Annotated in this window: 22 protein-coding genes and 1 tRNA gene; 4 read left to right on the top strand and 19 right to left on the bottom strand. The window is 69.8% G+C overall.

Annotation, left to right across the window (positions count from 1 at the left end):
* Positions 1–5: 5 nt before the first annotated feature.
* The 4 genes from ACWEIJ_RS44345 to ACWEIJ_RS44330 are packed head-to-tail and all read right to left on the bottom strand — an operon-like array spanning position 6 to position 3,086.
* Positions 6–782, bottom strand: a complete 777-nt coding sequence (locus tag ACWEIJ_RS44345) for an ESX secretion-associated protein EspG (RefSeq protein WP_449843310.1) — start codon at positions 780–782, stop codon at positions 6–8.
* A gap of 9 nt (positions 783–791) precedes the next feature.
* Positions 792–2,087, bottom strand: coding sequence for a PPE domain-containing protein (locus tag ACWEIJ_RS44340; protein ID WP_449843309.1), 1,296 nt, complete (start codon positions 2,085–2,087; stop codon positions 792–794).
* 5 nt (positions 2,088–2,092) lie between these two features.
* Positions 2,093–2,653, bottom strand: a complete 561-nt coding sequence (locus ACWEIJ_RS44335) for a DUF3558 domain-containing protein (RefSeq protein WP_449843308.1) — start codon at positions 2,651–2,653, stop codon at positions 2,093–2,095.
* Between the two features lie 28 nt (positions 2,654–2,681).
* Complete coding sequence (locus ACWEIJ_RS44330) at positions 2,682–3,086, bottom strand: hypothetical protein (protein WP_449843307.1); 405 nt, start codon at positions 3,084–3,086, stop codon at positions 2,682–2,684.
* Between the two features lie 148 nt (positions 3,087–3,234).
* On the opposite strand from ACWEIJ_RS44330, the gene ACWEIJ_RS44325 reads away from it, so the two are divergent.
* Positions 3,235–4,056 carry a hypothetical protein gene (locus tag ACWEIJ_RS44325; protein ID WP_449843306.1) on the top strand — a complete coding sequence of 274 codons (822 nt, stop codon included), beginning with the start codon at positions 3,235–3,237 and terminating at the stop codon, positions 4,054–4,056.
* Here the strand turns inward: ACWEIJ_RS44325 and ACWEIJ_RS44320 are convergent.
* From ACWEIJ_RS44320 to ACWEIJ_RS44305, 4 genes are all read right to left on the bottom strand, one after another.
* Positions 4,038–4,679, bottom strand: coding sequence for a helix-turn-helix domain-containing protein (locus tag ACWEIJ_RS44320; protein ID WP_449843305.1), 642 nt, complete (start codon positions 4,677–4,679; stop codon positions 4,038–4,040). The genes ACWEIJ_RS44325 and ACWEIJ_RS44320 overlap by 19 nt on opposite strands.
* Positions 4,680–4,854: 175 nt before the next feature.
* Positions 4,855–4,926: transfer RNA gene (locus ACWEIJ_RS44315), tRNA-Val, on the bottom strand.
* 51 nt (positions 4,927–4,977) lie between these two features.
* Entirely contained in the window at positions 4,978–6,348 is a 1,371-nt protein-coding gene (locus ACWEIJ_RS44310) for a carbohydrate-binding protein (protein WP_449843304.1), read from the bottom strand.
* 124 nt (positions 6,349–6,472) lie between these two features.
* The gene (locus ACWEIJ_RS44305; RefSeq protein ID WP_449843333.1) at positions 6,473–8,113 is read right to left on the bottom strand and encodes a bifunctional 3'-5' exonuclease/DNA polymerase; all 1,641 of its coding nucleotides are present in this window, start codon (positions 8,111–8,113) and stop codon (positions 6,473–6,475) included.
* Between the two features lie 173 nt (positions 8,114–8,286).
* Between ACWEIJ_RS44305 and ACWEIJ_RS44300 the strand changes: the two genes are divergently transcribed.
* Positions 8,287–10,710, top strand: coding sequence for a hypothetical protein (locus ACWEIJ_RS44300; RefSeq protein WP_449843303.1), 2,424 nt, complete (start codon positions 8,287–8,289; stop codon positions 10,708–10,710).
* On the opposite strand, the gene ACWEIJ_RS44295 is transcribed toward ACWEIJ_RS44300, so the two are convergent.
* Complete coding sequence (locus ACWEIJ_RS44295) at positions 10,697–11,620, bottom strand: proline dehydrogenase family protein (RefSeq protein WP_449843302.1); 924 nt, start codon at positions 11,618–11,620, stop codon at positions 10,697–10,699. The two genes, ACWEIJ_RS44300 and ACWEIJ_RS44295, sit on opposite strands and share 14 nt — an antisense overlap.
* A 15-nt stretch (positions 11,621–11,635) precedes the next feature.
* On the bottom strand, positions 11,636–13,261 hold the full coding sequence (gene pruA, locus ACWEIJ_RS44290) for an L-glutamate gamma-semialdehyde dehydrogenase (protein ID WP_449843301.1): 1,626 nt from the start codon (positions 13,259–13,261) through the stop codon (positions 11,636–11,638).
* Between the two features lie 185 nt (positions 13,262–13,446).
* On the opposite strand from pruA, the gene ACWEIJ_RS44285 reads away from it, so the two are divergent.
* Positions 13,447–14,955: a PucR family transcriptional regulator gene (locus ACWEIJ_RS44285; RefSeq protein WP_449843332.1), complete on the top strand. Its 1,509-nt coding sequence runs from the start codon at positions 13,447–13,449 to the stop codon at positions 14,953–14,955.
* On the opposite strand, the gene ACWEIJ_RS44280 is transcribed toward ACWEIJ_RS44285, so the two are convergent.
* The 8 genes from ACWEIJ_RS44280 to ACWEIJ_RS44245 all read right to left on the bottom strand — a co-directional run bounded on the left by ACWEIJ_RS44280 (position 14,937) and on the right by ACWEIJ_RS44245 (position 21,068).
* Positions 14,937–15,554: a YidC/Oxa1 family membrane protein insertase gene (locus ACWEIJ_RS44280; RefSeq protein WP_449843300.1), complete on the bottom strand. Its 618-nt coding sequence runs from the start codon at positions 15,552–15,554 to the stop codon at positions 14,937–14,939. The genes ACWEIJ_RS44285 and ACWEIJ_RS44280 overlap by 19 nt on opposite strands.
* Before the next feature lie 40 nt (positions 15,555–15,594).
* Positions 15,595–15,906, bottom strand: a complete 312-nt coding sequence (locus ACWEIJ_RS44275) for a DUF6412 domain-containing protein (protein ID WP_449843299.1) — start codon at positions 15,904–15,906, stop codon at positions 15,595–15,597.
* Between the two features lie 10 nt (positions 15,907–15,916).
* Positions 15,917–16,633 (bottom strand): hypothetical protein, encoded by a 717-nt coding sequence (locus ACWEIJ_RS44270; protein WP_449843298.1) that lies wholly within the window; start codon positions 16,631–16,633, stop codon positions 15,917–15,919.
* Complete coding sequence (locus tag ACWEIJ_RS44265) at positions 16,630–17,175, bottom strand: RNA polymerase sigma factor (RefSeq protein WP_449843297.1); 546 nt, start codon at positions 17,173–17,175, stop codon at positions 16,630–16,632. The genes ACWEIJ_RS44270 and ACWEIJ_RS44265 overlap by 4 nt, the downstream gene beginning before the upstream one ends.
* 62 nt (positions 17,176–17,237) lie before the next feature.
* Positions 17,238–17,825, bottom strand: a complete 588-nt coding sequence (locus ACWEIJ_RS44260; RefSeq protein WP_449843296.1) for a uridine kinase — start codon at positions 17,823–17,825, stop codon at positions 17,238–17,240.
* Positions 17,822–18,364 (bottom strand): DUF402 domain-containing protein, encoded by a 543-nt coding sequence (locus tag ACWEIJ_RS44255; protein ID WP_449843295.1) that lies wholly within the window; start codon positions 18,362–18,364, stop codon positions 17,822–17,824. The genes ACWEIJ_RS44260 and ACWEIJ_RS44255 overlap by 4 nt, the downstream gene beginning before the upstream one ends.
* Complete coding sequence (locus ACWEIJ_RS44250; protein WP_449843294.1) at positions 18,342–19,616, bottom strand: FAD-dependent oxidoreductase; 1,275 nt, start codon at positions 19,614–19,616, stop codon at positions 18,342–18,344. Before ACWEIJ_RS44250 ends, ACWEIJ_RS44255 begins: the two co-directional genes overlap by 23 nt.
* Positions 19,617–19,673: 57 nt before the next feature.
* Positions 19,674–21,068, bottom strand: coding sequence for a GAF domain-containing protein (locus tag ACWEIJ_RS44245; protein WP_449843293.1), 1,395 nt, complete (start codon positions 21,066–21,068; stop codon positions 19,674–19,676).
* Positions 21,069–21,226: 158 nt separating this feature from the next.
* Between ACWEIJ_RS44245 and ACWEIJ_RS44240 the strand changes: the two genes are divergently transcribed.
* Complete coding sequence (locus ACWEIJ_RS44240) at positions 21,227–22,564, top strand: aldehyde dehydrogenase family protein (RefSeq protein WP_449843292.1); 1,338 nt, start codon at positions 21,227–21,229, stop codon at positions 22,562–22,564.
* Here ACWEIJ_RS44240 and ACWEIJ_RS44235 read toward each other — a convergent pair whose 3' ends face one another.
* Positions 22,565–24,064, bottom strand: coding sequence for a beta-N-acetylhexosaminidase (locus tag ACWEIJ_RS44235; protein WP_449843291.1), 1,500 nt, complete (start codon positions 24,062–24,064; stop codon positions 22,565–22,567).
* Positions 24,065–24,387 lie beyond the last annotated feature (323 nt).

The raw sequence follows: 24,387 nt of genomic DNA, 5'->3' as shown, positions 1-24,387 counted from the left end.
CACTGCTAGGGCATCGTCGCGGTCATCCGCGCGAGCGTGCCGAAGTCGGCCGGCTGCACCCGCAGCCAGCCCTGGTCCTTCGCCGCGAGGTAGCGCCCGCTCGGCGTGTCGATGAACGTGAGCGGGTTGGCGCAGCGCTGCTTGCGGCCGAGGTGGTCGCGCTTGGCCGAGTAGACCTGCCCACCGCCGGTGCGCGGCTCGCTCATGATCTGCTTGAGCTGCGCGACCAGCTGGTCGTTCGGCGTGCTGGTCGGACGGCTCTGCTGCAGGAAGGAGCCGGTGTCCTCGTAGGACTGCGGCTTCTGCTTCAACGCGTCCTCAGGCAGCGTGATCGGGCTGCCCTTGCCGGCCGGCACCGGCGGCAGCGCGCCGACCAGTGCCTGCGGTGCCTCGTCCGGCCGCACCGGCTCCAGCACGAACTGCTGGTCCGGCGTCAGCACGATCCGCAACGCGTCCTGACCGTTCGACACGACCAGAACGCTCTGCTGCGGGCCGTCCTTCAGGCTGAAGAACGCCCAGTACTCCACACCGGCCTCGACCACGAGCCGCAGCGCGGCGGCCAGGTCCGGGTGGATCTGGTTGCCGCGCGCCAGCCCGTACTGCTCCAGCTGCGCCCACGCCGTGCGCTGCAACCGTTCGAGCTCGCTCAGGTCACCCGACTCGAGGAGGTCCTCGTCGAAGTCGACCTGCGTGAGCAACGCCCGGTGCAACGACGGCAAGCCCGCCGCCTGCCACGCCTGGTAAAGCGCCGTGACGGGAATGGCGACCTTGGTTCTCAGCACCATTCCCCCTTATCCGCCGATGACCGGCGGAGCCACCATCGTGCCGTCACCGAAGATGTCCTCGGTCTCCTGCAGGTAGGACGCGGACTTGTGCTCCTTGTCCTCGTCCCCCTCGCCCTTGCCGCCGTGACCCATGCCGCCGCCACCCATACCGGCAGCGCCACCACGTCCGGCCGCACCCCCGGCCCCCGCGGGCCCGAAGCCGCCGGCACCGCCGCGCCCCTGCTCACTGACACCGGCCGCGCCACCGAACCCGCTGCCACTGCCCATGCCACCGGGCCCACCGGCCCGAGCCGCCGCGGCCCCACCGAGGCCACCGGCACCGCCGCCGATGCCACCACCACGACCGCCTGCGGCACCACCGCCACCGCCACCGCCGCCGGGCCCCCGCCCACCGGACCCGCCCGGCCCGCCGGGACGGTTGCGCGGGTCGTTGGGGTTGAACCGGCCGCGGTTGCGCGGGTCGTTCGGGTTGTTCGGATCCCACCGGCCACCGGGCGGGATGCCGGTGTCCGTCGGAGGCCGGTTGCGCGGGTCGCCCGGGTCACTGCCGGGAGGCGGGTTGCCGGGCGACGGGGCACCTGGCTCCAGCCACGTCGGGTTGGTGTTGTCGCTCGGCGGCTTCCACCCGGACAGGTTGGTGCTGTCACCCGGCTTGCTCGTGCCGGGAGGCTGGCTGGTGCCGGGCGGCGTGTAGCTGTCCGACGTGCCCGGCCGGTGGACCTTGTCGATGTTCTTCTGACCGGTGCCCTGCTCCTGCATGCCCGCGTCGCTCGCGTCTGGCGAGATGAATGTCGGCATGTTGCTGGTGCTCGCGGTGACGGCGTCCCCGTATTGGGTGAACGCCCGCATGTTGGCCTCGTTGACCTTCTGGTTCTTCTCGACCGCCTCGTCGTAGTCGGTGTCCCAGGGCCACACGTCGTTGAGGAACGGCTTGTCGGGGACCTCGGGCGGCTTCTGCATCGCGTACTTGGCGTTGACGTACGCCTCACCGACCGAGTCCGACGTCGAGGCCACGGAACTCGCAGAGGTTCCGGTGACGTCCGCCCAGGTGGAGAGCGGCGAGGTCGCGCTGCGTGCCGCGTCTCCCGCCTGGCCCTCCCAAGCGGCACCGGAGTCGCTCACCGCCTTGTTGATCAGCTGAGCGACATCGGCGTGGCCGCTGGAGAGATCACGCCAGGCCTGTGCGGCCGGCGAGGTGCTCTGAGCCGGCCCCTTGCCCTTCTCGAACCACTTGTAAACCGTGTCGCCACCTGCGAAGGGCAGCAACATGAAGCCGCCGATGTTCGGCTCATCCCCAGCCATTTCCGCTACCCCTTCAGTGTCTCGATGACCATCGTCGCGAAGGACTCGACCTCGGTGCAGGCAGGCTTCGTCGGCCGCTCGTCCTTGGCGATGGAGGCGTCAAGGGTCACGGAGTCGGTCTTGCTGACCTCGATCAGCGCCCTGCAGTGCATGACTCCGTCGGTCGAGTCGTTGACGACGACACGCACATCGCCGACCTTCTTGTCCTTGAAGATCGGACTCGACTTGAGGGCGCTGACCATGTCCTCCACGTCCTTGTCCGCGGTGATCACCACCGAGTACGTGGAGTTCTTGATGACGTCCTGGCCCTTCCACACGCACTCCGGGCCGAGAACGGTCGTGCCGGTCGTGGGCGCCTTGACCTGTCCGAGCTTCGCCACCTGCGCAGCGGTGAGAACGTCGCACGGCTTGCTGACGAACTTGGCGATGCTGAGACCCGAGGACGAACCGCCGGTCGTGGGTGAGGAGCTCGTCTGGTCGCTCGCGGTGGGCCCCGTGGTGTTCGCGTTGCCGGGGGTCTTCTCAGAACAGCCGGCGAGCACGCTGATGGCGACTACGGCGGTCAAGAGAGCGGTCGTGCGCTTCAAGATCGTGTCAGCCCTTCACTGCGGTCTTCGCCGCTTCGTCGGTGCCCCGGTATTCCGCCAGAGCCTTCTCGATGTTCTCGATCGTCTTCTCGAGCGCCGCGACGGCTTTGTCGTTGGCCCAGCTGTAACCGCCGGCATCGGTTCCAGCAACCTTGCGCATCGAGAGGGTCGCAAGGCCGCTGTAGGGATCAGGGCCGGGAGCCCCCGCCTGCGTCAGCAGGTCCGCGTTTCTGCGCAGCTCCTGCAGCTTGTCGATGGACGCGCGCAGGCCGTCGATCATCTTCTGGGCCTGGTCGGGGTCGACGCTGAACTTCGCGGTACCCGCGCCACCGGCTCCAGCAGCGGCCGCACCCGCCGCGGCACCCACTGCCGCACTCGCCATCACCGGCACCACTGCGTCGAACATCAGCATCTCGGCCAGCTCCCCTCAGAACTCCACACCCCTGTTGGAGGATTTTCGCATAGGACCGGTTCCATCCGCGGGTGAACGAGTGACCCCGACCTGGTCACATGGCCGTTTCGTGCAAGACCGCGCACAGTCACCGGCCTAGGTTCGAGGCATGATCGAACGAGCGCGGAACTTCATCTGGCACAACGCCCGCACGCTGGAACAACGCTGGTTCGAGCACGCCTTCGACGGCGGCTCGGCCCAGGCCGTGGTCCAGGCCGTGCTGGCCTACCGCAACGACGACGGCGGCTACGGGTACGCCCTCGAACCCGATCACCGCGGGCCCACCAGCCAGCCGTTGCACGCCCTGCGCGCGCTGCAGATGTTCGGTGAGGCCGGCGCACCCCAGGCCGCCGAGTCCGTCCTGACCTGGCTCGAGAACACCTGCCCGGACGGGTTGGTGCCGTTCGGCCTGTCCACCTCGAAGGACCACCCCAAGGCGCCGTGGGTCGAAGCCGACGACCAGGGCGGACTGCTCCTCACCGCGCAGATCGCCGCCGCCCTCTACGCGCTGGGTATCAGCGACCGGTGGCTCGACAAGGCCACCGGCCACTGCTGGCGGATGATCGACGAGCTCACCGAGACGCACCCGTACGAGCTCCGCGCCGCGGTGATGTTCCTGGACGAGGTGCCGGACCGGAAGCGCGCGGAACTGGCCGCCGAGAAGCTCAGGCACCTGACCCCGCACACGTACGAGGAGGACGAGGGCCTGGCGATGCACCACTACGCGGCCAAGCCCACCAGCCTCGCCCGCGCCTGGTACACCGACGACGAGTTCGACAAGGGCCTCGACGAGCTCCAGCACGGTCAGCAGCAGGACGGCGGCTGGAACTTCGGCTTCCCCGCCTTCACCCCGATCACGCACTTCGAGTGGCGGTCCATCTTCACCATCGACGCGTTGTTGACGTTGCGGCGTTACGGTCGGATCAGCTGACCCAGCGGCACCCCGGCGAGCGACCGCACCTCGCGGGCCAGATGTGCCTGGTCCGCGTAGCCGGCCTCGGCGGCGACGGTGGCGAACGGCAGGCCGTCCCACGCCAGGCGCACCGCGGTGTCGAAGCGCAGCACCCGCTGCAGCACCTTCGGCGGATACCCGAACGCGTCCAGGCACCGGCGGCGCAGCTGCCGTGAGCTCAGGCCGATCTCCCAGGCCGCGGACGTCACGTCACCGGACCGCAGCAGTGAGGCCGTCGCGGCCAGCGCCGGGTCGACGACCACCCGCGAGGCGCAGAACGACACCATGTCCGAGAACGACGTGAGCCGGACGCCGGGCACCAGCTCGGACAACGGCACCCGCAGGTCCCGGACGGCGTGCGCGGGCACCCCGAACACCGACGGGAACGCGCCGGGCGGCAGCCGCACGCCGTACAACGTGCCGGGCGCGACGGTGGCGAGCTGACCCTGTGTGTCCGGTCCGGCCACGAACAGGGCGCCGGTGGCCGGAGTCCACATCAGATCTGTGCACCCGTCCGGCACCACGCGCTGCACGGTCGGTGAACTGACCGTGCGCGTCCACAGGCAAGCCAGGCCTGCGGGTGCGGGACGTTCGACGTACACGAACCCATCATCTCAGGAAACGCGGAAGCCCTGCCCCCGTTGCTTGCTCAACGCAACCACGGTCGGGGGTTCCGGGGGCTTGCCCCCGGCTGGGGTCTGGGGGCTTGGCCCCCAGAAAACACCACGAGGCGAGGAGGTCGGCGCTTTTTGCCGACACACCTCGCCTCGAGAATCGTGGACGATACTGGGATTGAACCAGTGACCCCTACCGTGTCAAGGTAGTGCTCTCCCGCTGAGCTAATCGTCCGCGTGGGACGAGATTCTAGCCCAGACGCTCACACCACCGCTCACCCCGGGGTCAGGTTCCGAACTTCACCCAGTTCACGCTCACGTACGGCGCCGGCTGCCCCGAAGTGAACGTCACGTACACGTCGTGCACCCCGCTGATGTCGGAGATGTTGGCGGGCACGGTTCTCCACGCGTCCCACCCGCCGGTGCTGGCGACCGCGAACGTGCCCGCCGGGGCTGCCGTCCGCGAGTCCAGCCGGACCTCGACCAGCCCGCTCACGCCGCCCGCGGCCCCGGACGCCACGCGGGCGTAGAACTGCCGCGCCGGACCGGAGCCGAAGTCGACGCCGGAGAACTTCAGGTAGCCGCCGTTCGCGATCTGGTGCACGCCCGAACCGCCCTCGGCCGGTCCCACCGTGCCGCCGGAACGGTCGGACGCGTTCTCCGCCTGCAGCTCGGAGTAGGCCGAACCGCCACCAGGCGGGGGAGTAGTAGTGGTGGTGGTCGGGGGCGTGCCACCGGCCGTGTAGACGGCCACGTAGTCCACGACCAGCGAGTGGCCGGACTGGGTGGCCGCGACAGGGGTCGGCTGGTTGTTGTTGAGCGCGTTCGGGAACGCGCCGCCCATCGCCAGGTTCAGCAGGAGGAAGTACCCGGCGTGCGACGTCATCTGGTTCCACACGGTGGTGCCGACGCGGGCCTGGGTGACCTGGTGGAACGACTGGCCGTCGACGAACCACGTGAACGTCTTCGCGGCGTCGTCCCACTCGAAGCGGTACGTGTGGAAGGCGGACTGGCAGGACGCGCCGGGGCACGCCCGCGAGTTGCCGATGCCGGTGAACTCGCCGCAGGCACCGCCGGGCGCGACGTCGCAGTGCAGCACGCCCCACACGCTGTTGATGCCGTTGACGTTCTCCATGATGTCGAACTCGCCGATGCCCGGCCAGTTCCAGTAGTTGCCGCGGAACGGCGAACCCAGCGCCCAGAACGCGGGCCAGTAGCCCAGGGCGGCCTCGCCGGTGACGTTCGGCATCTGGATGCGGCCCTCGATGGCGAGCTTGCCGCCCGGCGCCGGCTTGAAGTTCGAGCGCTGGGTCTCGATGCGCGACGACGTCCAGTTGCCCGCGCTGTCCTTCAGCGCGGTGATGCGCAGGTTGCCCGCGCCGTCGAGGCGGATGTTCTGCGTGCTGTTCGTGTAGTTCTGGATCTCGCCGGTGCCCCAGTTCGCGGGGCCGCCGGGGTAGGCGTGACCGAGGTCGAAGATCCAGTTGGAGCTCGACGGCAGCGATCCGTTCGGGCCGTTGAAGTCGTCACCCCACACCTGCGTCCATCCCGCTGCAGGGGGTGGGATCGAAGCGTTGGCGGACATGGCGGCGATCGCCAGGGGTACTGCGGCAAGAAGAGCTGTCGTGGCCGCGAGCACGCGGCGGCTTGGCTTCATGCGCGAGTGACCTCCTTGTCACGGGTGCAGTCCATTTATGAGAGCGCTCTCACAAGGTCTGGACAAGCGGCCAATCGGAGCAACGGTCCACAACGCTGCTGGTCGTGCTACGTCTCGTTTGGACTTATTTCGCGTCGGCGTAGCACGTGACGGGCACGGCGTTCATCGGGAACCGCACGGCGGTCTCGCCGAACAGCAGCCGCGTGGCCTCGCGCCCGGCGTCCGCGATGGCCTCGATCACGGCGTCGGCGTCCTCGCGCGGGCAGTGCACGAGCACCTCGTCGTGCTGGAAGAACACCAGGTGCGCGTCGGCCGGCAACCGGTTGCGCAGCACGCCCAGCAACGCCGCCGTCCAGTCCGCCGCGCTGCCCTGCACGACGAAGTTGCGCGTGAACCTGCCCCAGTTCCGCGCCGCCTGCCGCGACGAGCTCGACACCTCACCCGAGTCGTCCGCGCCGCCGGTCAGCTCGCGCCACGCCTCGGACGGCGAGGGCGAGGTGCGGCCGAGCCGCGTGCGCACCATCCGGCCCTGCTCACCCGCCTGCGCCGCCGCCTCGACGTAGCCGACGGCCTGGGGGAACCTCTTGCGCAGCACGGCGAGCAGCGGCCCGGCCTCGCCGGAAGTGCCGCCGTACATGGCCGACAGCATCGCGATCTTCGCGCGCGGCCGCTCACCTTTGAACGAGTCCGCGGCCAGCGCCGAGTACAGGTCGTCGTCCCCGCACACCTCGATCAACCGCTGATCTCCCGACAGCGCGGCCAGAATCCGCGGTTCGAGCTGCGAGGCGTCCGCCGCCACGAGACACCAGCCGTCGTCCGCGAGCACGGCCTTGCGCATCAGCCGCGGGATCTGCAGGGCCGCACCGCCTCGCGACGCCCACCGCCCCGACACCACGCCACCCACGACGTAGTCCGGCCGGAACCGCCCGTCCCGCACCCACGCGTCGAGCCACGTCCAGCCGTGCGCCACCCACAGCCGCGCGCGCTCTTTGTACTCCAGCAACGGTTCCACGGCCGGGTGGTCGATCTTCTTCAACACCCACCGCCGCGCCGACGGCACGTCGATGCCTTCGCGCGCGAAGGCCCGCACGATGCTCGCGGGCGCGTCCGGGTTGACCTCCTTGCCGCCGAACGCCTCCCGGATCTGGTCCGCCAGCGCCTGCAACAGCTTCGGCCGCACGCCCGGCGCCGTGCGCGGCCCGAGCATCTCCTCCAGGATCTCGTTGTGCACGTCCGCCCGCCACGGCAGACCGTGAAACGTCATCTCCGCCGCCACCAGCGCCGACGCCGACTCGGCCGCGATCAGCAGGCCCAGCGCCGGATTCCGTTGCTGCGCCCGGTGAACCAGCGACAGCGCCGCCAGCTCGTCGGTGCCGCCGGGCAGCCGCGTGGGCTCCGGCTCGAACAACGTCAGCTCGGCGTCCTTCTTGCGCGGCCCCAGATCCGCGGGCGCGGGCAGCCCCAGCTCGCGCGCCACCGCGGCCGCGAGCTCGCGCGGCTCGCGGTGCCGGCCGTCGGCGCCGAGCAGCAACGCCTCGGTCAGGTGCAGGTCCCAGCACCGGTCGACCCGCACCCCGGCGGCCAGCAGTGCGGGGTAGACCTCGGCCGTGTCCGCCCACACCCAGCGCGGTTTGTGGGCGCGCTCCAGCGACGCGACGGCGGAGGCCAGTGACGGAGCCGCCATCGGCGGGCCCGCGGGCGTCCCGTCGTCGTGCAGCTTCTGCCACCGCCCGGCACCGTCCGCTTCCGGGACGAGGGCGACCAGCACCCCCTGATTGTGCCCGCGAGGTCCGACACTTTCAGTCCAGGCTGAAGACGAACCCCTAACGGTTGGAGGATCTCCAAGCCAGTCAGCAAAGGAGTGAAGGAAAAACGGGAAAACTCCCCGATGGTGTGGTCTTCCTACCCCTCGCCGGACCATACGCCGACTATGAGGCTGTGGACCGAGCACTCAGCGTCGCTGCACTGCTGGACCCCACCCGTCAGGTGGTCCCCTTTCACGGCAGAGAATCCGAACTGCACGCACTCGCGCAGTGGCGCGACAGCCCAGCACCCCGGGCGTCTCTGCTGCTGCACGCACCCGCCGGCGCGGGCAAGACCCGGCTGCTCCAGCACTTCCACGCCGAGCACTGGGACGACGACGCCCACGGCAGGCTGCTGCTGATCGACGACGCCGACCGCCTCCCCTGGAACGACGTCTTCGTGCGCCTGCAGGACACGCTCCGGCACGGACCGGAGCGCACGCGCGTGCTGCTGGCGGCGAGGACCACGGGCTGGTGGTGGTCCTCGACCCGCCAGCGCATCGCCGACTTCGACCACGAGGTCACCGCGCTGGAGCTCGCCCCGACCCTCGCCGACCGCGCCGAGTCGTTCACCCTGGCCTGCCAGCACTTCGCCAAGCAGCTCAACGTCACCGCACCGGACGAGCCACCGCCGAACATCGCCGGCGAGACCGTCCTCGACCTGCACCTGGCCGCGCTGACCGCGGTGCACGGCGACCCGTGCGACGTGAACCGCACCCAGCTCGTCCGCCAGCTCCTCAACCGCGACCACGGCCCGCAGACCGGCCGGTTCGCCGAGGACCACCTCGCCGTCGCCACCCCGGACACGCCCGACCCCGACCTGCTGGCCCGCGCCGCGCAACGGTGGCCGCACCTGCGCCCGAAGCTCGACGAGCTGATCGACGCCAACCCGGAGGTCGTGCTCGGCATGGCCCGCGACAGCCTCCGCATCGCCGCCGAGCTCGGCTCGTTCACCACCCTGGAGCACATCGCCCGGCAGGTCTTCCGCGACGAGCGGTTCGCCACCGACGCGATCCCCGCCATGCTCACCAGGCGTCTCATCGACCGCGCCCAGGACACGCTCGAACGCGCCGAGATGTACGGGATGCTCAGCGCCCGCACGGCGCTCTGCGGCCTGCGCGAGGAAGCCGTCGAAGCCTCGCGCGACGAGGTCGAGTGCTACCGCGAGCTGGCCGAGCAGGACCAGGAGAACCGCCCGCTGCTCGCGGACTCGCTGGGAGACCTCGGCCTGCGGCTCATCGCCGTGCACCGGACCGCGGACGTGCTGAGGGTCTCCGAGGAGGCGATCCGGCTCTGGCACGAGATCGCGATCGACGACCCGGAGACCATCCCGCAGCTCGCCTCGGCGCTGGAGCAGATCAGCTACCGCTACCAGGCCCTCGGCATGGCCGAGGCGTCGATGGACGCCATCAGCCGCGCGACCCTGATGTACCAGGAGCTCGCGAAGACGCACCCGGCGTTGTTCCGCGTGGACTTCGCCAGGGTCGCGGCCACGGTGGCCCGCCGGTACCACGCGGAGGGCGAGCACACCTGCGCCGCCGACTCCATGCAGCTCTCGATCGCGAACTGGCGCATCCTCTCCCAGGAGGACCCGCGCTACGAACCGGAGCTGGCCCGCAACCTCGCCGCGGCGGGCAGCATGCTCGTCGAGCTGCGCCGGGCCGAGGCCGCGAACGAGACCCTCAAGGAGGCCGTCGAGGTCTTCCGCCGGCTCGCGGTGGTGAACCCGCAGACGTTCCAGCCGGAGCTGGCGGACGCGTTGATGCGGCACAGCCAGGCGTTGCACGAGCTGTGCGAGGACCCGGACGCCAAGCACACCGCGCAGGAAGCCGTGATGCTGTGGCGGGAGAACGGAGACAAGAAGGGGCTCGGCACGGCGTTGCTCAACGTCGTCAAGGTCGCCCACGACTTCGACGCCGAACTGCTCGCCGCGCGGGAAGCCGTTGAGGTCTACCGGGAACTGGCCGCGGAGAACACCGTGTGGCACCAGGCGGACCTGGCGATCGCCCTCGCGACGCTCACCGAGCAACAGCTGATCTCCGACGAGGTCGACCAGGCGCTCACCAGCGCGGCGGAGGTGTTCGACATCGTGCGGCGGCTGCCGTCGCAGCTCGTCGACTTCTTCGGTGCCAAGCTCGCGGTCGCCATGCAGCCCATGACGTCCACGCTGTCCGAAATGGAGTACCACGCGCACGCGCTGGAGGCGTCCGAGCTGATGGTCGACATCTGGCGGGCGCTCAAGGACAAGGCGCCGGCCTCGTACATCAGTGCCGTGCAGCACCACGCGTGCAAGCTCCGCGGTGCGGAACGACGGGTGGAGGCCAGGAACACCGCGCACACCGCCGTCGTCCTGTGGCACCTGACGGGCACGGACCTCGACCGGGAGGTCGGGTACGCCGACGCGCTCACGATCTACGCACGCCTCTGCGCGGAGACCAAGCACGAGCTGCAGAAAGCACTCCGGCTCACCCACCGCGCGGTGCAGATCATGCGCGAGGCGGGTGAGCCGGTGAAGCTGGAGTTCGCCCTCGAAACGGTCGAGGCGCTCAGCTCGTCGTGAGCAGCGACCGCACGAAGAACGCCACGTTGGCCGGACGCTCAGCCAGGCGGCGCATGAAGTAGCCGTACCACTCGTCGCCGTACGGGACGTACACGCGCATCCGGTTGCCCTCGGCCGCGATCCGGCGCTGCTCCTCGGGCCGGATGCCGTACAGCATCTGGAACTCGTAGGAGTCCTTCGACCGGGCCGAGGCCAGGTCCGCGGCGATCGCGATCAGGCGCGGGTCGTGCGAGGCCACCATCGGGTAGCCGGCCCCCTCCATGAGCACCTTGAGGCACCGCACGTACGACAGGTCGACGTCGTGCTTGTCCTGGTACGCAACGGAAGCAGGTTCCTGGTACGCGCCCTTGCACAGCCGCACGCGCGAACCGGCGTACGCGAGGTCGCGGCAGTCCTGCTCGGTGCGGCGCAGGTAGGCCTGCAGCACCGCGCCGACCCACGGGAAGTCCACCCGCAGCTCCCGCAGGATGTCCAGCGTGGAGTCGGTGGTGGTGTGGTCCTCCATGTCCAGCGTCACGGTCGTGCCGACGACCGCGGCCGCCGAGCAGATGCGCCGGGCGTTCTCCAGCGCGATCTTCTCGCCGTCCACCGGCAGCGACTGGCCGACGGCCGACAGCTTGACCGACACCTCGGCGCCCTCGGTGAGCCCGTGCGACTCCAGCCGCCCCAGCAGCGTCAGGTACGCCTCGACGGTGTCGTTGGCCTGCGACTCCTCGACCGTGTCCTCACCGAGGTGGTCCAACGTCACGAGCCGGCCGTCGCCCAGAACTTCGGCGGTCGCGCGGATCGCGGCGTCGACGTCGTCACCGGCGACGAACCGCTCGACGACGGGCCGGGTCAGCGGCGTCGACTCGACGAGCTTGCGCGCGCCCTTGGAACGAGACGCGAGAAGAAGGCTGTTACGAAGCATGACGCCCCCCAAAAATTAGAACTGGTGCGGGTGGAGGTGGTCGGTGGGCGCCGCGAACGTCTCCTTGATGGAGCGCGGGCTGACCCAGCGGAGCAGGTTGTGCACCGACCCCGCCTTGTCGTTCGTGCCGGACGCGCGGCCGCCGCCGAACGGCTGCTGGCCCACGACGGCACCGGTCGGCTTGTCGTTGACGTAGAAGTTGCCGGCGGCGAACCGCAGCTCCTCCATCGCGTGCGCGACGGCGGTGCGGTCACGGGCGATGATCGAGCCGGTCAGCCCGTACGGCGCCGCGCTCTCCATCTGCTTCAGAACCGTGTCGTAGTCGGCGTCCTCGAAGACGTGGACCGCGAGCACCGGGCCGAAGAACTCGGTGGTGAACACGGAGTTCGACGGGTCGGTGCCGAGCAGCACGGTCGGGCGGACGAAGAAGCCGTCCGAGTCGTCCGCGGTGCCACCGGCCGCGATCTCCAGCGAGGAGTCGGCCCGCGCGGCCTGCAGCACGCCCGACAGCTTGTCGAACGAGCGGCGGTCGATCACCGCGCCACCGAAGTTCGAGAAGTCGGTGACGTCGCCGTAGGTCAGCGCCTCGACCTCGGCCAGGAACCGGTCCTTGATCTTGTTCCACACCGAGCGCGGCACGTAGGCGCGCGACGCGGCGGAGCACTTCTGGCCCTGGTACTCGAACGCACCGCGGATCAGCGCGACGCGCAGCACGTCCGGGTCGGCGGACGGGTGCGCCAGCACGAAGTCCTTGCCGCCGGTCTCGCCGACGATCCGCGGGTAGGAGCGGTAGTTCGCGATGTTCGCGCCGACCTGAGCCCACAGCTTCTGGAACGTCGCGGTGGAGCCGGTGAAGTGGATGCCCGCGAGGTCGGGGGAGCTCAGCGCCACCTCGGACACGGCGAGGCCGTCACCGGGCAGCAGGTTGATCACGCCGGGCGGCATGCCCGCCTCTTCCAGCAGCCGCATGGTGAGGTGCGCGGCGAACGACTGGGTCGGCGACGGCTTCCACAGCACCACGTTGCCCATCAGCGCGGGCGCGGTCGGCAGGTTGCCGGCGATGGCGGTGAAGTTGAACGGCGTGATCGCGTAGACGAAACCCTCCAGCGGACGGTGGTCCGTGCGGTTCCACACGCCGGGGGAGGAGATCGGCTGCTCGGCCAGCAGGTTGCGGGCGAACTGCACGTTGAAGCGCCAGAAGTCGATCAGCTCGCACGCGGAGTCGATCTCGGCCTGGATCGCGGTCTTCGACTGGCCGAGCATCGTCGCGGCGTTGAGCGTCTGCCGCCACGGTCCGGCGAGCAGGTCGGCGGCACGCAGGAGGATCGCCGCGCGGTCGTCGAACGACATCGCGCGCCACGCCGGGGCGGCCTCGCGGGCCGCGCGCAGGGCGTCCTGGGTGTCCTGCTGAGTCGCGCTGGCCAGGGTGCCGAGGACCGAGCGGTGGTTGTGCGGCTGGACGACGTCGAACCGCGCGCCGCCACCCATGCGCTGCTCGCCACCGATGGTCAGCGTCAGCTCAAGCGGCTCCTTCTGCAGTTCGGCCAGCTTGGCCTGCAGTTCGGCGCGCTCCGGGGTACCGGGGGCGTACTGCAGCACCGGCTCGTTGACCGGGGCGGGAACCTGCGTGACCGCGTCCACTCGCAACTCCTCTTCGAATTGTGGGGTTCCCACACCGTAAGTCCGCACGACCTGGCCTCCTTTGTGCAAAAGGTCAAAATTACTTACTCCAGATGTACGATCGCCCAAACCGGAAGGGCACGCGGGGAGCTTTCGTACTCCAGGAGAGGACGCGGGGTCCCCGCGTGGCGGAAAGGCAGGGGGCGGTGGCGCTTCGGCACATCCTGATCGCGCTCGGTGATCCACTCGTCGAACTGCAGGTCGCCCCCAACGGCCTGGAGGTCGACGTGCGTGACGTTGTGATCATGGATCCGGACGACCCGCCGGACGTGGCGGCCGGCGATCTCGCGTTGCTCATCGGCGCTCGTGGACGGGCCGCACTGCCGTTGATCAGGGCTGCCGGCCGCGCGAAGGCCGCCGCGGTGGCCGTCAAGGAGTCGTCCCAGGCCCTCGAACAGGCGGCGACCGACGCCGGGGTGGCGTTGCTGGAGGTCCGGCCAGAGGTCCGCTGGGGACACCTGGAGTCGCTGGCCAAGAGCGTGCTGACGACCAGCACCGACGACGGCGAGGTGCTCGGCGACCTGTTCGCGTTGGCGCAAACGATTGCGACCCTGACCGGCGGCATCGTCAGCATCGAGGACACCGCGAGCCGCGTGCTCGCCTACTCCCGTTCGTCCGACGAGGTCGACGAGCTGCGCCGGTTGTCGATCCTCGGCCGTCAGGGACCGGAGCCGTACCTCAAGATGCTGCGCGAGTGGGGCGTCTACAACCTGCTGCGGTCGTCGGAAGAGGTCGTCCGCATCGACGAACGGCCTGAGCTCGGCATCCGGCGCCGCATCGCCGTCGGCATCCACGCCGGCTCCCAGCCGCTCGGCGCGATCTGGGTGCAGGAGGGCGACCAGCCGCTGACCGAGCAGGCCGAACGCGCGTTGCTCGGCGCCGCCCGCGTCACCGCGCCGCACCTGATCCAGCAGCGCAACCAGCCGACGTCGCGGTTCCGGGAGAACCTGCTGGCCGCGCTGCTGACCGGCCGGATGGACGCCGCCACCGTGGCCGGGCAGATCGGCGCCGACCCGGCCAAGCCCGCCGCCGTCGTGGTGTTCGCCCTGCGCGGCGGCGAGGGCGACCGCAGCGAGCACGAACTCCGCCGTGCCGAGATGACCGGGTTGATCTCGGTGCACGCGGCGGCGTACCGGCGCAGCGCGCTGGTGAGCGAGTCGGGCGGTCGGACGTACGTGCTGCTGCCGGATCTCGCCCCGAACGCGCAGCTGCTGAGCCTGACGCGGGAGATCGTGCACACCGCCCGGCGGCACCTGCACACGTCCGTCCAGGCCGCGGTCGGCTCGACCGTGTCCACGTTGGACGAGGCGCGGATCTCCCGGCAGGAGGCCGAACGCGTGCTGGACGCCATGGCGCGTGACCTCGACGCCGAGGTCGCGACGTTGGCCGACGTCCGCTCACAGGTGCTGGTGAGCGAGATCCTGGCGCTGCTGCAGGACAATCCCCGGATCCGCGATCCGCGGATCGACGCGCTCGACCCGGAGCTCGCGAAGTCGTTGCTCGCCTATCTCGACGCGCTGGGCGACGTGCGCGCCGCCGCGGAACGGCTGCACGTCCACCCCAACACGTTGCGGTACCGGTTGAAGCGGATCGACCTCGATCTGGACGACCCGCTCGTCCGGCTCATCGCGCAGCTTCAGCTCAGGATGCGGTAGAGCAGCGCGCGTTCCGCGATCGTCCACGTCGTCGTGGTGAGCAGGTACAGCCCGGCGGCCAGCGGCAGGTAGGCCGCGACCAGGATCGTCCCGAACGGCAGCACCTTGATCAGCCCGGCCATGAAGCCAGGGGCGGGAGTCGTCGTCATCCGCGACTGCTGCCACCGCACGGTCAGGTAGGCGACCACGGCCAGCAGTCCGAACAGCACGAAGAACACCCACGACAAACTGCTCATGAAATGACTACTTAGTGAAACCCCGAAAATCGTGCCGTCCAGAAGTGGGTTGGGGGTCGTGACGATCCGGTACATGACCATGAAGAACGGCATCGTCGCGAGCATCGGCAGCATGCCCGCGAACATCGAGACGCCGTTGGCCTTGTAGACCTTCTGCGACTCCTCCGAGAACCGCATCAGGTCCTTGCCGTACTTCTTCTGCAGCTTCTGGATCTCCGGGGCGAGTGCGGCCTTGGCCTTCTCGCCGCGCACGGCCGCGCGGGCCAGCGGGTGCAGCAGCAACCGCACCGCCATGGTGAACAGGACGATGGCGAGCGCGGGCATGCCGAAGCTCGCCAGGGCAGCGCCCAGGTCAGCGAACAAGGGTTGTTTCTCCGTATCGAGTTGGGGATCTTGCGGGACGTCAGAACGTCCCGCATCCCGGTGCTCGAGGACGGGGCCTGCCCGCGGCGTCAGGATTGCGCAACCGCAGCTGAGCTGATCGTTGGGCTCGTTCCCGGAGCGCGAGCGACCGCGCCGGTGCCACCGAGAGCGGCACCAGCGCGACCACCACGATCAACGCGAGGGCGAGCGCCGTCACCGTTGCGGTCACAGTCGCGACGGCGTCGGTCGGTGAGGAGAACAACGTGAAGGCGTAGAGGGCGGGCAGGAAGACCGCGAGCACCAACAGGCTGTGCTTCACGAGCCTGGGGTTCCTGGTCTCCGGCCGCCACATGCCCACGAGGTTACCGAACCCCGCCCGGTTCCGTCCCGAGTTCGTGACCGGCCCGGTCGTACAGGGTCACGGTCGTCACGTCGGCCTCTCCCGGCCACCACGCGGCCAGCCAGCCGTCCTTCCCGAGGGTGGCGGCGACGTGCCTGCCGTCCTCCGTGTTCACCCGGACCCTGGCGACCTCGGGGCTCGCCCTGGCGATCAGGGTCCGCCTGGACTCCTGGCCGGCCCCGTCCCCGGTCTCGGCGCCGTACGTCATGGCCCGGTACCGATCGGCACCCAGCGGGGCGATGCCGCCACCTCCGCCGCCGTACGACCCCTTCCGGCCGCGCAGGCAGTCGTGCACGGCTTCCGGCCCGGTGAACACGATGAGGGTCAGGTCCCCGCGCTGGTCGATCACCGACACCTCGGTCGGCGTCGCCGGCCAGTTCGGGAAGTACGTCCGGGTGTTCCTGTCCGCCTTGGCCAGCTGCTCCCGGCAGTCCGCGATCATGGCGTCCACGTCCGGGCCGGGTGCGCGCGGCTCGGCGGTCCACGACGCGTAGGCCGATGGGTTCGTGGGCGTCCACAGCACCAGCGTCGTCACGACCGCGGCGACGAGAGCTGTCGCGGGCACGGTGAACCGCCACCAGCGGCGGGACGGCTTCGCACTGATCTCGTTCACCAGCGCGTGCTTGCGGACCTGCAGCCGCATCGGGTCGAGCTGCGGGATGTCAGGGCTGATGTTCACAACGCCTCCTCAACCAATGCGCCGCGGACCGTCCGTTGCGCACGAGCGAGTCGGGACTTCACCGTGCCGACCGGGATGCCGAGCACCTGGGCGATCTGCGCCTGGCTCAGGTCCGACCACGCGGACATCTCCAGCACCTCCCGGTCTCCCGCCGGCAACTTCTCCAGCTCGGCGATCACCGCCCTGGTCCTGGCCTCCGCGTCCACCCGGCGGGCCACGTCGTCCGCGTGGTCACCGTCCGGATCAGGCAGCGGCACCCTGCCGAGCGCAGCCCGGTACCGCGTCCTGGAGCGCTGGTGGTTGCGGGTGACACCGAGCGCGACGCTGTACAACCACGGCAGCAGCGACCCCTCGACGGCCACTGACGTGCGTTTGCGCCACGTCTCCATGAACACCACGGACACCAGGTCCTCGGCCACCGCCCACGTGCCGGTGCGGCGCAGGCAGTAGGCGAACACGGCCTGGGCGTGGCGCTCGAACAGCTGCCCGAACGCCTCCGCCTCACCGGCCCGGACCTGCCCCCAGAGCTCTTCGTCGGTCACGGACCCTCCTCTCTGCCCCGTCTATGTCCGCGGCGGGAGAAGTGGTTCATCAAAAGCCGGGTTCACGACTCGACCAGGCCTGGCCGATCCGGGTGGTCGTAGCGCACGAAGAGGTCGGCTTGCGGCTCGTAGTCGTCGAACGCGGGCAGCGTCCACTGCTCGGTGGTCTTGCGCTTCAGCGCGCCGGGGGAGAGCCACAGGTGCACGGTCAGCTCGGCCGGCAGCCAGCGGTCCAGCAGCAGCGTGCCGTCCACGAGCACCACGCCGTTCTCCGGCACGTCCACGTACTCGGCGCGGCTGGCGCGGTCGGTGGCGGCGTTCCACAACGACGGCAGCACCTTGCCGTCCAGGGCGGGATCGAGCACCTCGCGTTGCAGGCCGTGGAAGTCGAACCAGTCGTGCCGGTACGAGTACGGGTCGGTGCGGCCGTGTTCCAGCCGCACCGACGCCGGCCGCAGGAAGTCCTCAGTGGACACCCGCTGCACCGCGCGGCCCAAGGCGCGCAACGGTTCCACGAGCGCGTGCGCGAGCTTGCCCGGTTCGGCGGCGGGTGCGCCGTCGATCAGCACGCGCACCCGGCCGTCCATCGCGCTGACGCGCGACACGATCTCGGCGACGAGCGTGTCGAACGTCAGCGGTCGCACCTTCACGGCTGCCAGTCCGCCCAGGCGGTGTCCCACCAGATGTCACCGGACGCCAGCATCTTCTCGATCTTGACGCCCTCGGCGCGGATCGCCTCGGCCTCCTGCGCGGAGTACTTGCCCGACGCCACCTGCTCCTCGAACTCGTCGAGGTCGCGCTGCTCCCACGTGCCGTCCGGCGCCAGCGTGTAGTCCAGCGCGTGGTCGAGCGTCTCGAACCCGTCGCCGGTGCGGCGGTAGGGCGCCTGCAGATTCAGGTAGTAGTTGCCGAACACCCGGTCGTCGCCCTTCCAGAAGAGGTCGACGGAGTAGGCGTCCTGCGGCCGGTGCAGCATCAGCTTGCCGTGGCCGCGCCAGAACCCGCGGTCGGGCTTGTCCCACGGGTGCGGGTGGTGGTGGTCGGGATAGGTGAGCCGGGTGCCCGGTTCCACGAACACGGCGAGCAGTCCCGGCTCGTCGACGACCACCCTGGTCGGCATCTCCGACCAGACCTTGCCGTGCAGCACTTCCCGCCGCACGATCACCTCACCCGGCGTGAACCACCTCATGCGCCGAATCTACGTGATCACGACGCGCGGCGTCGGTGGCCAGCATCTTCCGCTTGAGCGCGGGCACGGCGTTCGTGACGCGCAGGAACGTCCGCAGGAACGCCAGCACGATCCGGCCGATCACGGGCTTGTGGATCGCGCCGTTGCCGTCCATCTGCTCCCGTGAGGCCAGCACCGCCTCGAAGCCGTACTTGACCATCTCCTGCTCGTACTCGGAGATCGCCTGCACGACCTCCTTGCCCTGGTGGGCCTCGGTGAGCTTGCGGCACAGCAACTCCGCGTCGCGCAGTGCGGTGTTCGCGCCGATGCCGCGGCCCGGCGTCATCAGGTGCACCGAGTCGCCGATCAACGTGACGTTGCTCGACTTCCACGGCTGCAGCGGCTCGGACGTGCGGACCTTGATCTCGAACACCGTCTCCGGGTCGGCCAGCCGGAAGAGCTCGCGCAGGTTCGGGTGGAACTTCGGGGTCATGTCCAGCACGACCTGCTTGAGCTGCTCCTGGTTCAGGCCCTTCAGGTCCGGGAACTTGTCGTGCGAGGCCGCGTAGCCCCACATGATGTAGTCGTCCTCGACGCCTTCGCCGTCGAACCGCATCACGTGGATGATCACGAACGCGCCCTTGGGTCCGTACAGCAGCGTGATCCCGCCATCGGCCTTCGGGGGCAGCAGCTTCACGCTCTCCGGGGTGAGCGGCAGCTTGCCCGCGATCGTGGTGATGCCGGTGTCCACGATCTTGGCGTGCGGCAGGTACTGCCTGCGCACCCTGGACTGCGCGCCGTCCGCGCCGACCAGCACGTCGCCGGTCTCGGACGTGCCGTCGTCGAAGTGCGCGGTGACCGAGCCGTCGTCGTTGCGGCTGAAGCGCGTGAAGGTCTTGTCGAACTGGACGACGTCCTCCAGGCCGTTCAGCAACGCCGTGCGCATCGCGATCCGGCTGACGGACTTCTCGCTGCGGGTCTCGTCCACACCCGGCGGGATCTCGCCGACCAGCAGCTCCTCGTACTTCTCGGTGCGCATGTTGATGAAACGCGGCGGCCTGGCGGTGGTGCGGACGAACTCGGCGAACACGTCCGGCGGTAAGCAACTGTGCAGCGCCTTGCTGCCGTCCGGGCTGATCCCGACCCGGTAGCCGATCAGCATGCTGCGCGGCGTGCGGTCGCGTTCGAACAACGCCACGTCGACGCCGGCCTTCTTCAGCCCGTGCGCCAGGCACAGGCCACCGGTGCCCGCTCCGATGATGAGTACGCGCATGATTCCCCCTCAACTAAGTCTCTTAGTGAGGAAGATATTCAGCTGGCGAGACTCTTGTCAATCGTCTTGGTTGAGCCTCCTCAGGCGCGCGGAGCCGATCGCGCGCCTGACATCGTCCGGAGGAAGCAGCCTGACCAGCTGTTCCAGCGCCTCGGCGTCGTGCTCGCCCGAGTCGGTCTGGGTGAACGTCCACAGCGCGTTCGCGTCGCCGCGCGACAGGACGGCCTTGCGCACCCCGGTCGCGAGGTCGTCCCGCTCGGCCAGCACGACGGGCGCTTCGGAGCGGCGCAGCAGTGAGCCGCGGTACCGGCCGGCGGCCAGCGGCACGTCACCGTCCCTGAGCGCGGCCCGCACCGCCAGGAAGTCGGCCTCGACGTCGGCGGTGAGCCGGTAGGGCCTGGTCGACAGCACGTCGGCGCCCAGCTGGCCGCGCAACCGGTGCAGCTCGGCGCGCACGGTCGTGGGGTTGCCGCGCTCGCCGTAGAGCCGCAGCGCGAGCTGGTCGGCGGACAGCCTGCCGTGCAACGCCAGCGCGCACAGGATCTCCGCGTGCCGCAACGAGATCGGCACCTCGCGCCCGTCCAGCACGACCTTGGGCTCCGGCAGCAGGAACGACAGCGACAGCACGGACCGCCGCACGTGCCGCTGCCGCGGGACCCTCAGCAGATAGCCCTGGGCGAGGGTCTCCAGCACCGCTTCGCGGCCGTCCGGCAGCAGCAGGCGGTCGCGGGACACGTCGACGCGGGAGGGCAGCAGCCCGTACGGCTCGACCGCGACGACCCGCCCGGTCGAGCTGAGCAACGCGCCCGGCTCGCCGCGCAGCGCGATCAGGTGCCGCATGTTGCGCGCCCGCAGCTCCTCGTCGTGCGCGTGCATCCTGGCGAGCATCTCCGACTCGGCGAGCCGGGCCGACGCCGACACCAGCGCCACCATCGACGGGTGCACGGTCTCGATCGGGCCGCTCAGGTCGACCACCCCGATCGTCGTGCCGGTGTCGGGGTCGCGGATCGGGCTCGCCGCGCAGGTCCAGTGGTGGTAGGTCCGCACGAGGTGCTCGGCCGAGTGAACCGTGACGGGTGAGTTGGTCGCCAGCGCGGTGCCCATGCCGTTCGTGCCGGCCGCGTCCTCCGACCAGCGCGTTCCCTCGGCCAGGCCGACGTGCTCCGCGCTGGTGCGGGTGCGGTGGTCGCCCTCGCACCAGAGGATGTGGCCCTGCGCGTCGGCGACGATCATGATGTGCTCGGCCTCCTGCGCGAAGCCGAGCAGGGTCTCGCGCAGCAAGGGCAGCGTCGGGTGCAGCGGATGCCGTTCCCGCAGGTCGGGCAGCTCGTCGGCGCCGAACACCGTGGGGGCGGTGTGCAGGTCCGGATCCACGTTGGCCGCGAGTGACCGTTGCCACGACGCGGAGATGACTGAGCGTGGCGAATCCGCCGTGCGAGTACCACTCAACACGGCATCTCTTACGCGACTCAGCAACAGTGCGTGTTGCACGGGGTCGTGGGTCACTGATCCATCCACGGCTTGCAACGAGCATGCAACGTTCTGCCGCTTACTTTCTCATTTCCCCCACCAGGGCGAGTAGGCGGGCCAGTCAGCAACAGGAGTCGAGAATGACGCAGTACGCGGCACCGGGTCAGCCCGGCAGCGTGGTCGCGTACCGGCCGAGGTACGACCACTTCATCGGCGGCGACCACGTGCCGCCCGTCTCCGGCGACTACGTCGAGAACGTCACGCCGGTGACCGGTGAGGTGTTCACCGAGGTCGCGCGGGGCACGGACGCCGATCGGGCGCGTGCCCTGCACGCGGCCAGCGGCGCCGCACGCTCGTGGGGGAGCACCACGGCACGAGAGCGCGCCACGGTTCTGGGCGAGATCGCCGACCGGGTGGAGGAGCACGCGACCGAGCTCGCGGTCGCCGAGACGTGGGACAACGGCAAGCCGGTCCGCGAGGCCCTGGTCGCCGACGTCCCGTTGCTGATCGAGCAGTTCCGCCAGTTCGCCGCGGTCATCCGCGCCGAGGCCGGCGAGGTCGAGCAGCTCGGCCGCAACACCTGCGACTACCGCTCGTTCCAGCCGCTCGGCGTGGTGCACGAACGGCTCCCGTGGACGTTCCCGCTGCTGAACGCGGGCCGCGTGCTCGCACCCGCGCTGGCCGCCGGCAACGCCGTGGTGCTGGAGCCCGCCCTGCAGACGCCCGCGTCGATCCACGTGCTGCTCGACGTGATCGCCGACCTGCTGCCGCCCGGTGTGGTGAACGTGGTCACCGGATGCGACGACCACCCGGTCCGTTCGGGCCGTTGCCCCAACATCTTCTTCGATGACGTCACCGCGCAACGCGACGGCTTCCTGGACAAGGCCCTCGAAGGCTTCGCGATGTTCGCGGCCAACCAGGGCCAGGTCGCCACGGCCCCGTCCCGCGCGTTGATCCAGACCGCGATCTACGAGGAGCTGCTGCACCTGGCGACCGAGCGCACCCGGCAGCTGCGGCTGGGCGACCCGCTCGACACGGACACGATGGTCGGCGCGGTGGTGTCGCTGGAGCAGCGGGACCGGGTGCTCGCGTACGTCGAGCGCGGCAAGGCCGAGGGCGCGCGGCTGGTGACCGGCGGCGAGGCCTCCGGCCACTACGTCCAGCCCACGATCTTCGAGGGCGATCACCGCTCCGCCGTGTTCGCCGACGACGTGCTCGGCCCGATCGTCTCCGTGACCAGGTTCGACGACCGCGCCGACGCGGTGAAGATCGCCAACGAGGCCACCGCCCAGCTCGGCGCCGGCGTCTGGTGCCGCAACGTCGCCGTGGCGCACAACGTCGGCCAGGAACTGCGCGCCGAACGGGTGTGGGTCAACAACTACTACGCCTACTCGGCGAACACCGCGGTGCTCGCCGAGTACCGGCGCGTGAAGCACCTGCTGGTCAGCTACTCCGACCGCGCGCAGGGCTACTTCTGATCACTTCTTCCAGGGCACCTGACTGCTCGCGTAGTAGTTGATGCCCTGGACCTTCCAGCGCGGGGCCTGCGCGCCCAGGCGCGGCGCGAACCGGTCCCAGTTGTGCGTGGCGGCCGGCGCCCAGCCGAGCTCGGCGGCCACCGCGAGGCGCGGGAACGCCATGTACTCGATGTCGGCGGACGTTCTGATGGTCTCGGTCCACAGTGGAGCCTCGACCCCGCGGACGCTGCCCTCGGTCACGCCGTCGAGGTACGCGCCGGGATTCCAGTTGTAGGAGTCCTTGACCTCGATGAGCCCTGCCCAGTCCTGACCGAGCTTGGTGTTCTTGTTGTACTTCATGTCGAGGTAGATCCGGTTGGCCGGCGACATGAGGATCTTGTTGCCCCGCTGCGCCGCCGCGGCCACGTTGGCGTCGGACGTCTCCGTGCCCCAGAACTGCGGGACGAGCGAGGTGTCCTTGGTGGTCTTGATGAACTCGTGCCAGCCGGTGGTCGTCTTGCCGTACTTCTTCACGATCGGCAGCACCCGGTTCATGAACTTCACGAAGTCCGCGTCCGGCGTGGAGTGGGCCTCGTCACCGCCGATGTGGAAGTACGGCCCCGGCGTGATCGCCGAGACCTCCCTGACCACGTCGTCGATGAACTTGTAGGTGACGTCCTTGCTGATGCAGAGGCTGGAGAAACCCACGTCGGTGCCGGTGTAGAGCGGGCGCTTCTTGCCGTCGCAGTTCAGCTCGCCGTAGCTCGCGAGCGCGGCGTTGGTGTGGCCCGGCATGTCGAACTCGGGGATCACCGTGATGCCGCGGTTCGCCGCGTAAGCGACCAGGTCCCGGTACTGGTCCTGGGTGTAGTACAGCTGCCCCTTGCGGCCGCCCACCTCGGTGCTGCCGCCGATCCTGGTCAGGTCCGGCCAGCTGTTGATCTCCAGCCGCCAGCCCTGGTCGTCGCTCAGGTGGAGGTGGAAGTAGTTGATCTTGTAGGCGGCGATCTGGTCGATGTAGCGCTTGACCTGGTCCGGGGTGAAGAAGTGCCGTGCCACGTCGAGCATCGCGCCCCGGTGCTGGTACCTCGGGTGGTCGAGGATGCTGACGCCTGGGGCGGTCCACGGCCCCGGCTGCTTCGTCCTGGCCTCCGCCTTGGGCGGCAGGAGCTGGCGGAGGGTCGCGATGCCGTTGAAGTGGCCCGCGGCGGAGTTGGCCCGGATGATCACCTGCTTCGGGGTCACGTCCAGCTGGTAGCCCTCCTGGCCGGTCTTCGGGTCGGCGTTGTTCAGCAGGACGATGCCGTCGCCGGTCACCTCGTCGGCGATGGGGAGCGCGTAACCCGTGGACGGGCGGAGGATCGACGCCAGCAGTTCCGCGGGCTCGCGGGCGGTGCCCGTGCCGAGCTGGATCCTGGCGTTCGCGGTGAGACTGAACGTGATGTCGCTGTGGGGCTGGACCTGGACCGGTTGGGGGAGCAGGTCCGGCAGGGAGGGTGCGGCTTCGGCTGGTCCGGTCACCAGTACTCCCGATGTGGCGATCAGCAGCGCGGTGAGTGCTGAGCGCACTCGTTGTGGTGTCACGCCATCCTCCAGGCAAGGGGGAACCTCGTGGTGGCGGCGAGGGTTCACGGTGTCAGCGGGTGGTCTCGGCTGTCAAGGTTCAGACCAATGTGCGGGTGCGCGCCGGTCCGTGGGTGGGCGCGCCGGCACCTTGCGCCGCGGTTGCGAGACGTGGGTTTTCGGGTGGTCACCTTGCGTTGGGCGGCCGCCGGTCGCGTAGGTGCTCGCGGTGTGTGGGGTGGTCCCGTCACGAGCCGCGCGTGAGCGAGCCTCGTGACGGG

The organism is Lentzea sp. NPDC004789, assembly GCF_053601075.1.
The sequence above is the reverse complement of the archived record's forward strand: the minus strand, read 5'-3'. Positions and strand labels throughout refer to the sequence as shown.

Bases quoted from the DNA above. Each gene is read 5' to 3' on its own strand.
- ACWEIJ_RS44310 (WP_449843304.1), bottom strand. From the start codon at position 6,348: ATGAAGCCAAGCCGCCGCGTGCTCGCGGCCACGACAGCTCTTCTTGCC.
- ACWEIJ_RS44275 (WP_449843299.1), bottom strand. From the start codon at position 15,906: ATGTGGCGGCCGGAGACCAGGAACCCCAGGCTCGTGAAGCACAGCCTG.
- ACWEIJ_RS44340 (WP_449843309.1), bottom strand. From the start codon at position 2,087: ATGGCTGGGGATGAGCCGAACATCGGCGGCTTCATGTTGCTGCCCTTC.
- ACWEIJ_RS44255 (WP_449843295.1), bottom strand. From the start codon at position 18,364: ATGAGGTGGTTCACGCCGGGTGAGGTGATCGTGCGGCGGGAAGTGCTG.
- ACWEIJ_RS44325 (WP_449843306.1), top strand. From the start codon at position 3,235: ATGATCGAACGAGCGCGGAACTTCATCTGGCACAACGCCCGCACGCTG.
- ACWEIJ_RS44295 (WP_449843302.1), bottom strand. From the start codon at position 11,620: ATGCTTCGTAACAGCCTTCTTCTCGCGTCTCGTTCCAAGGGCGCGCGC.
- ACWEIJ_RS44330 (WP_449843307.1), bottom strand. From the start codon at position 3,086: ATGCTGATGTTCGACGCAGTGGTGCCGGTGATGGCGAGTGCGGCAGTG.
- ACWEIJ_RS44250 (WP_449843294.1), bottom strand. From the start codon at position 19,616: ATGCGCGTACTCATCATCGGAGCGGGCACCGGTGGCCTGTGCCTGGCG.
- ACWEIJ_RS44240 (WP_449843292.1), top strand. From the start codon at position 21,227: ATGACGCAGTACGCGGCACCGGGTCAGCCCGGCAGCGTGGTCGCGTAC.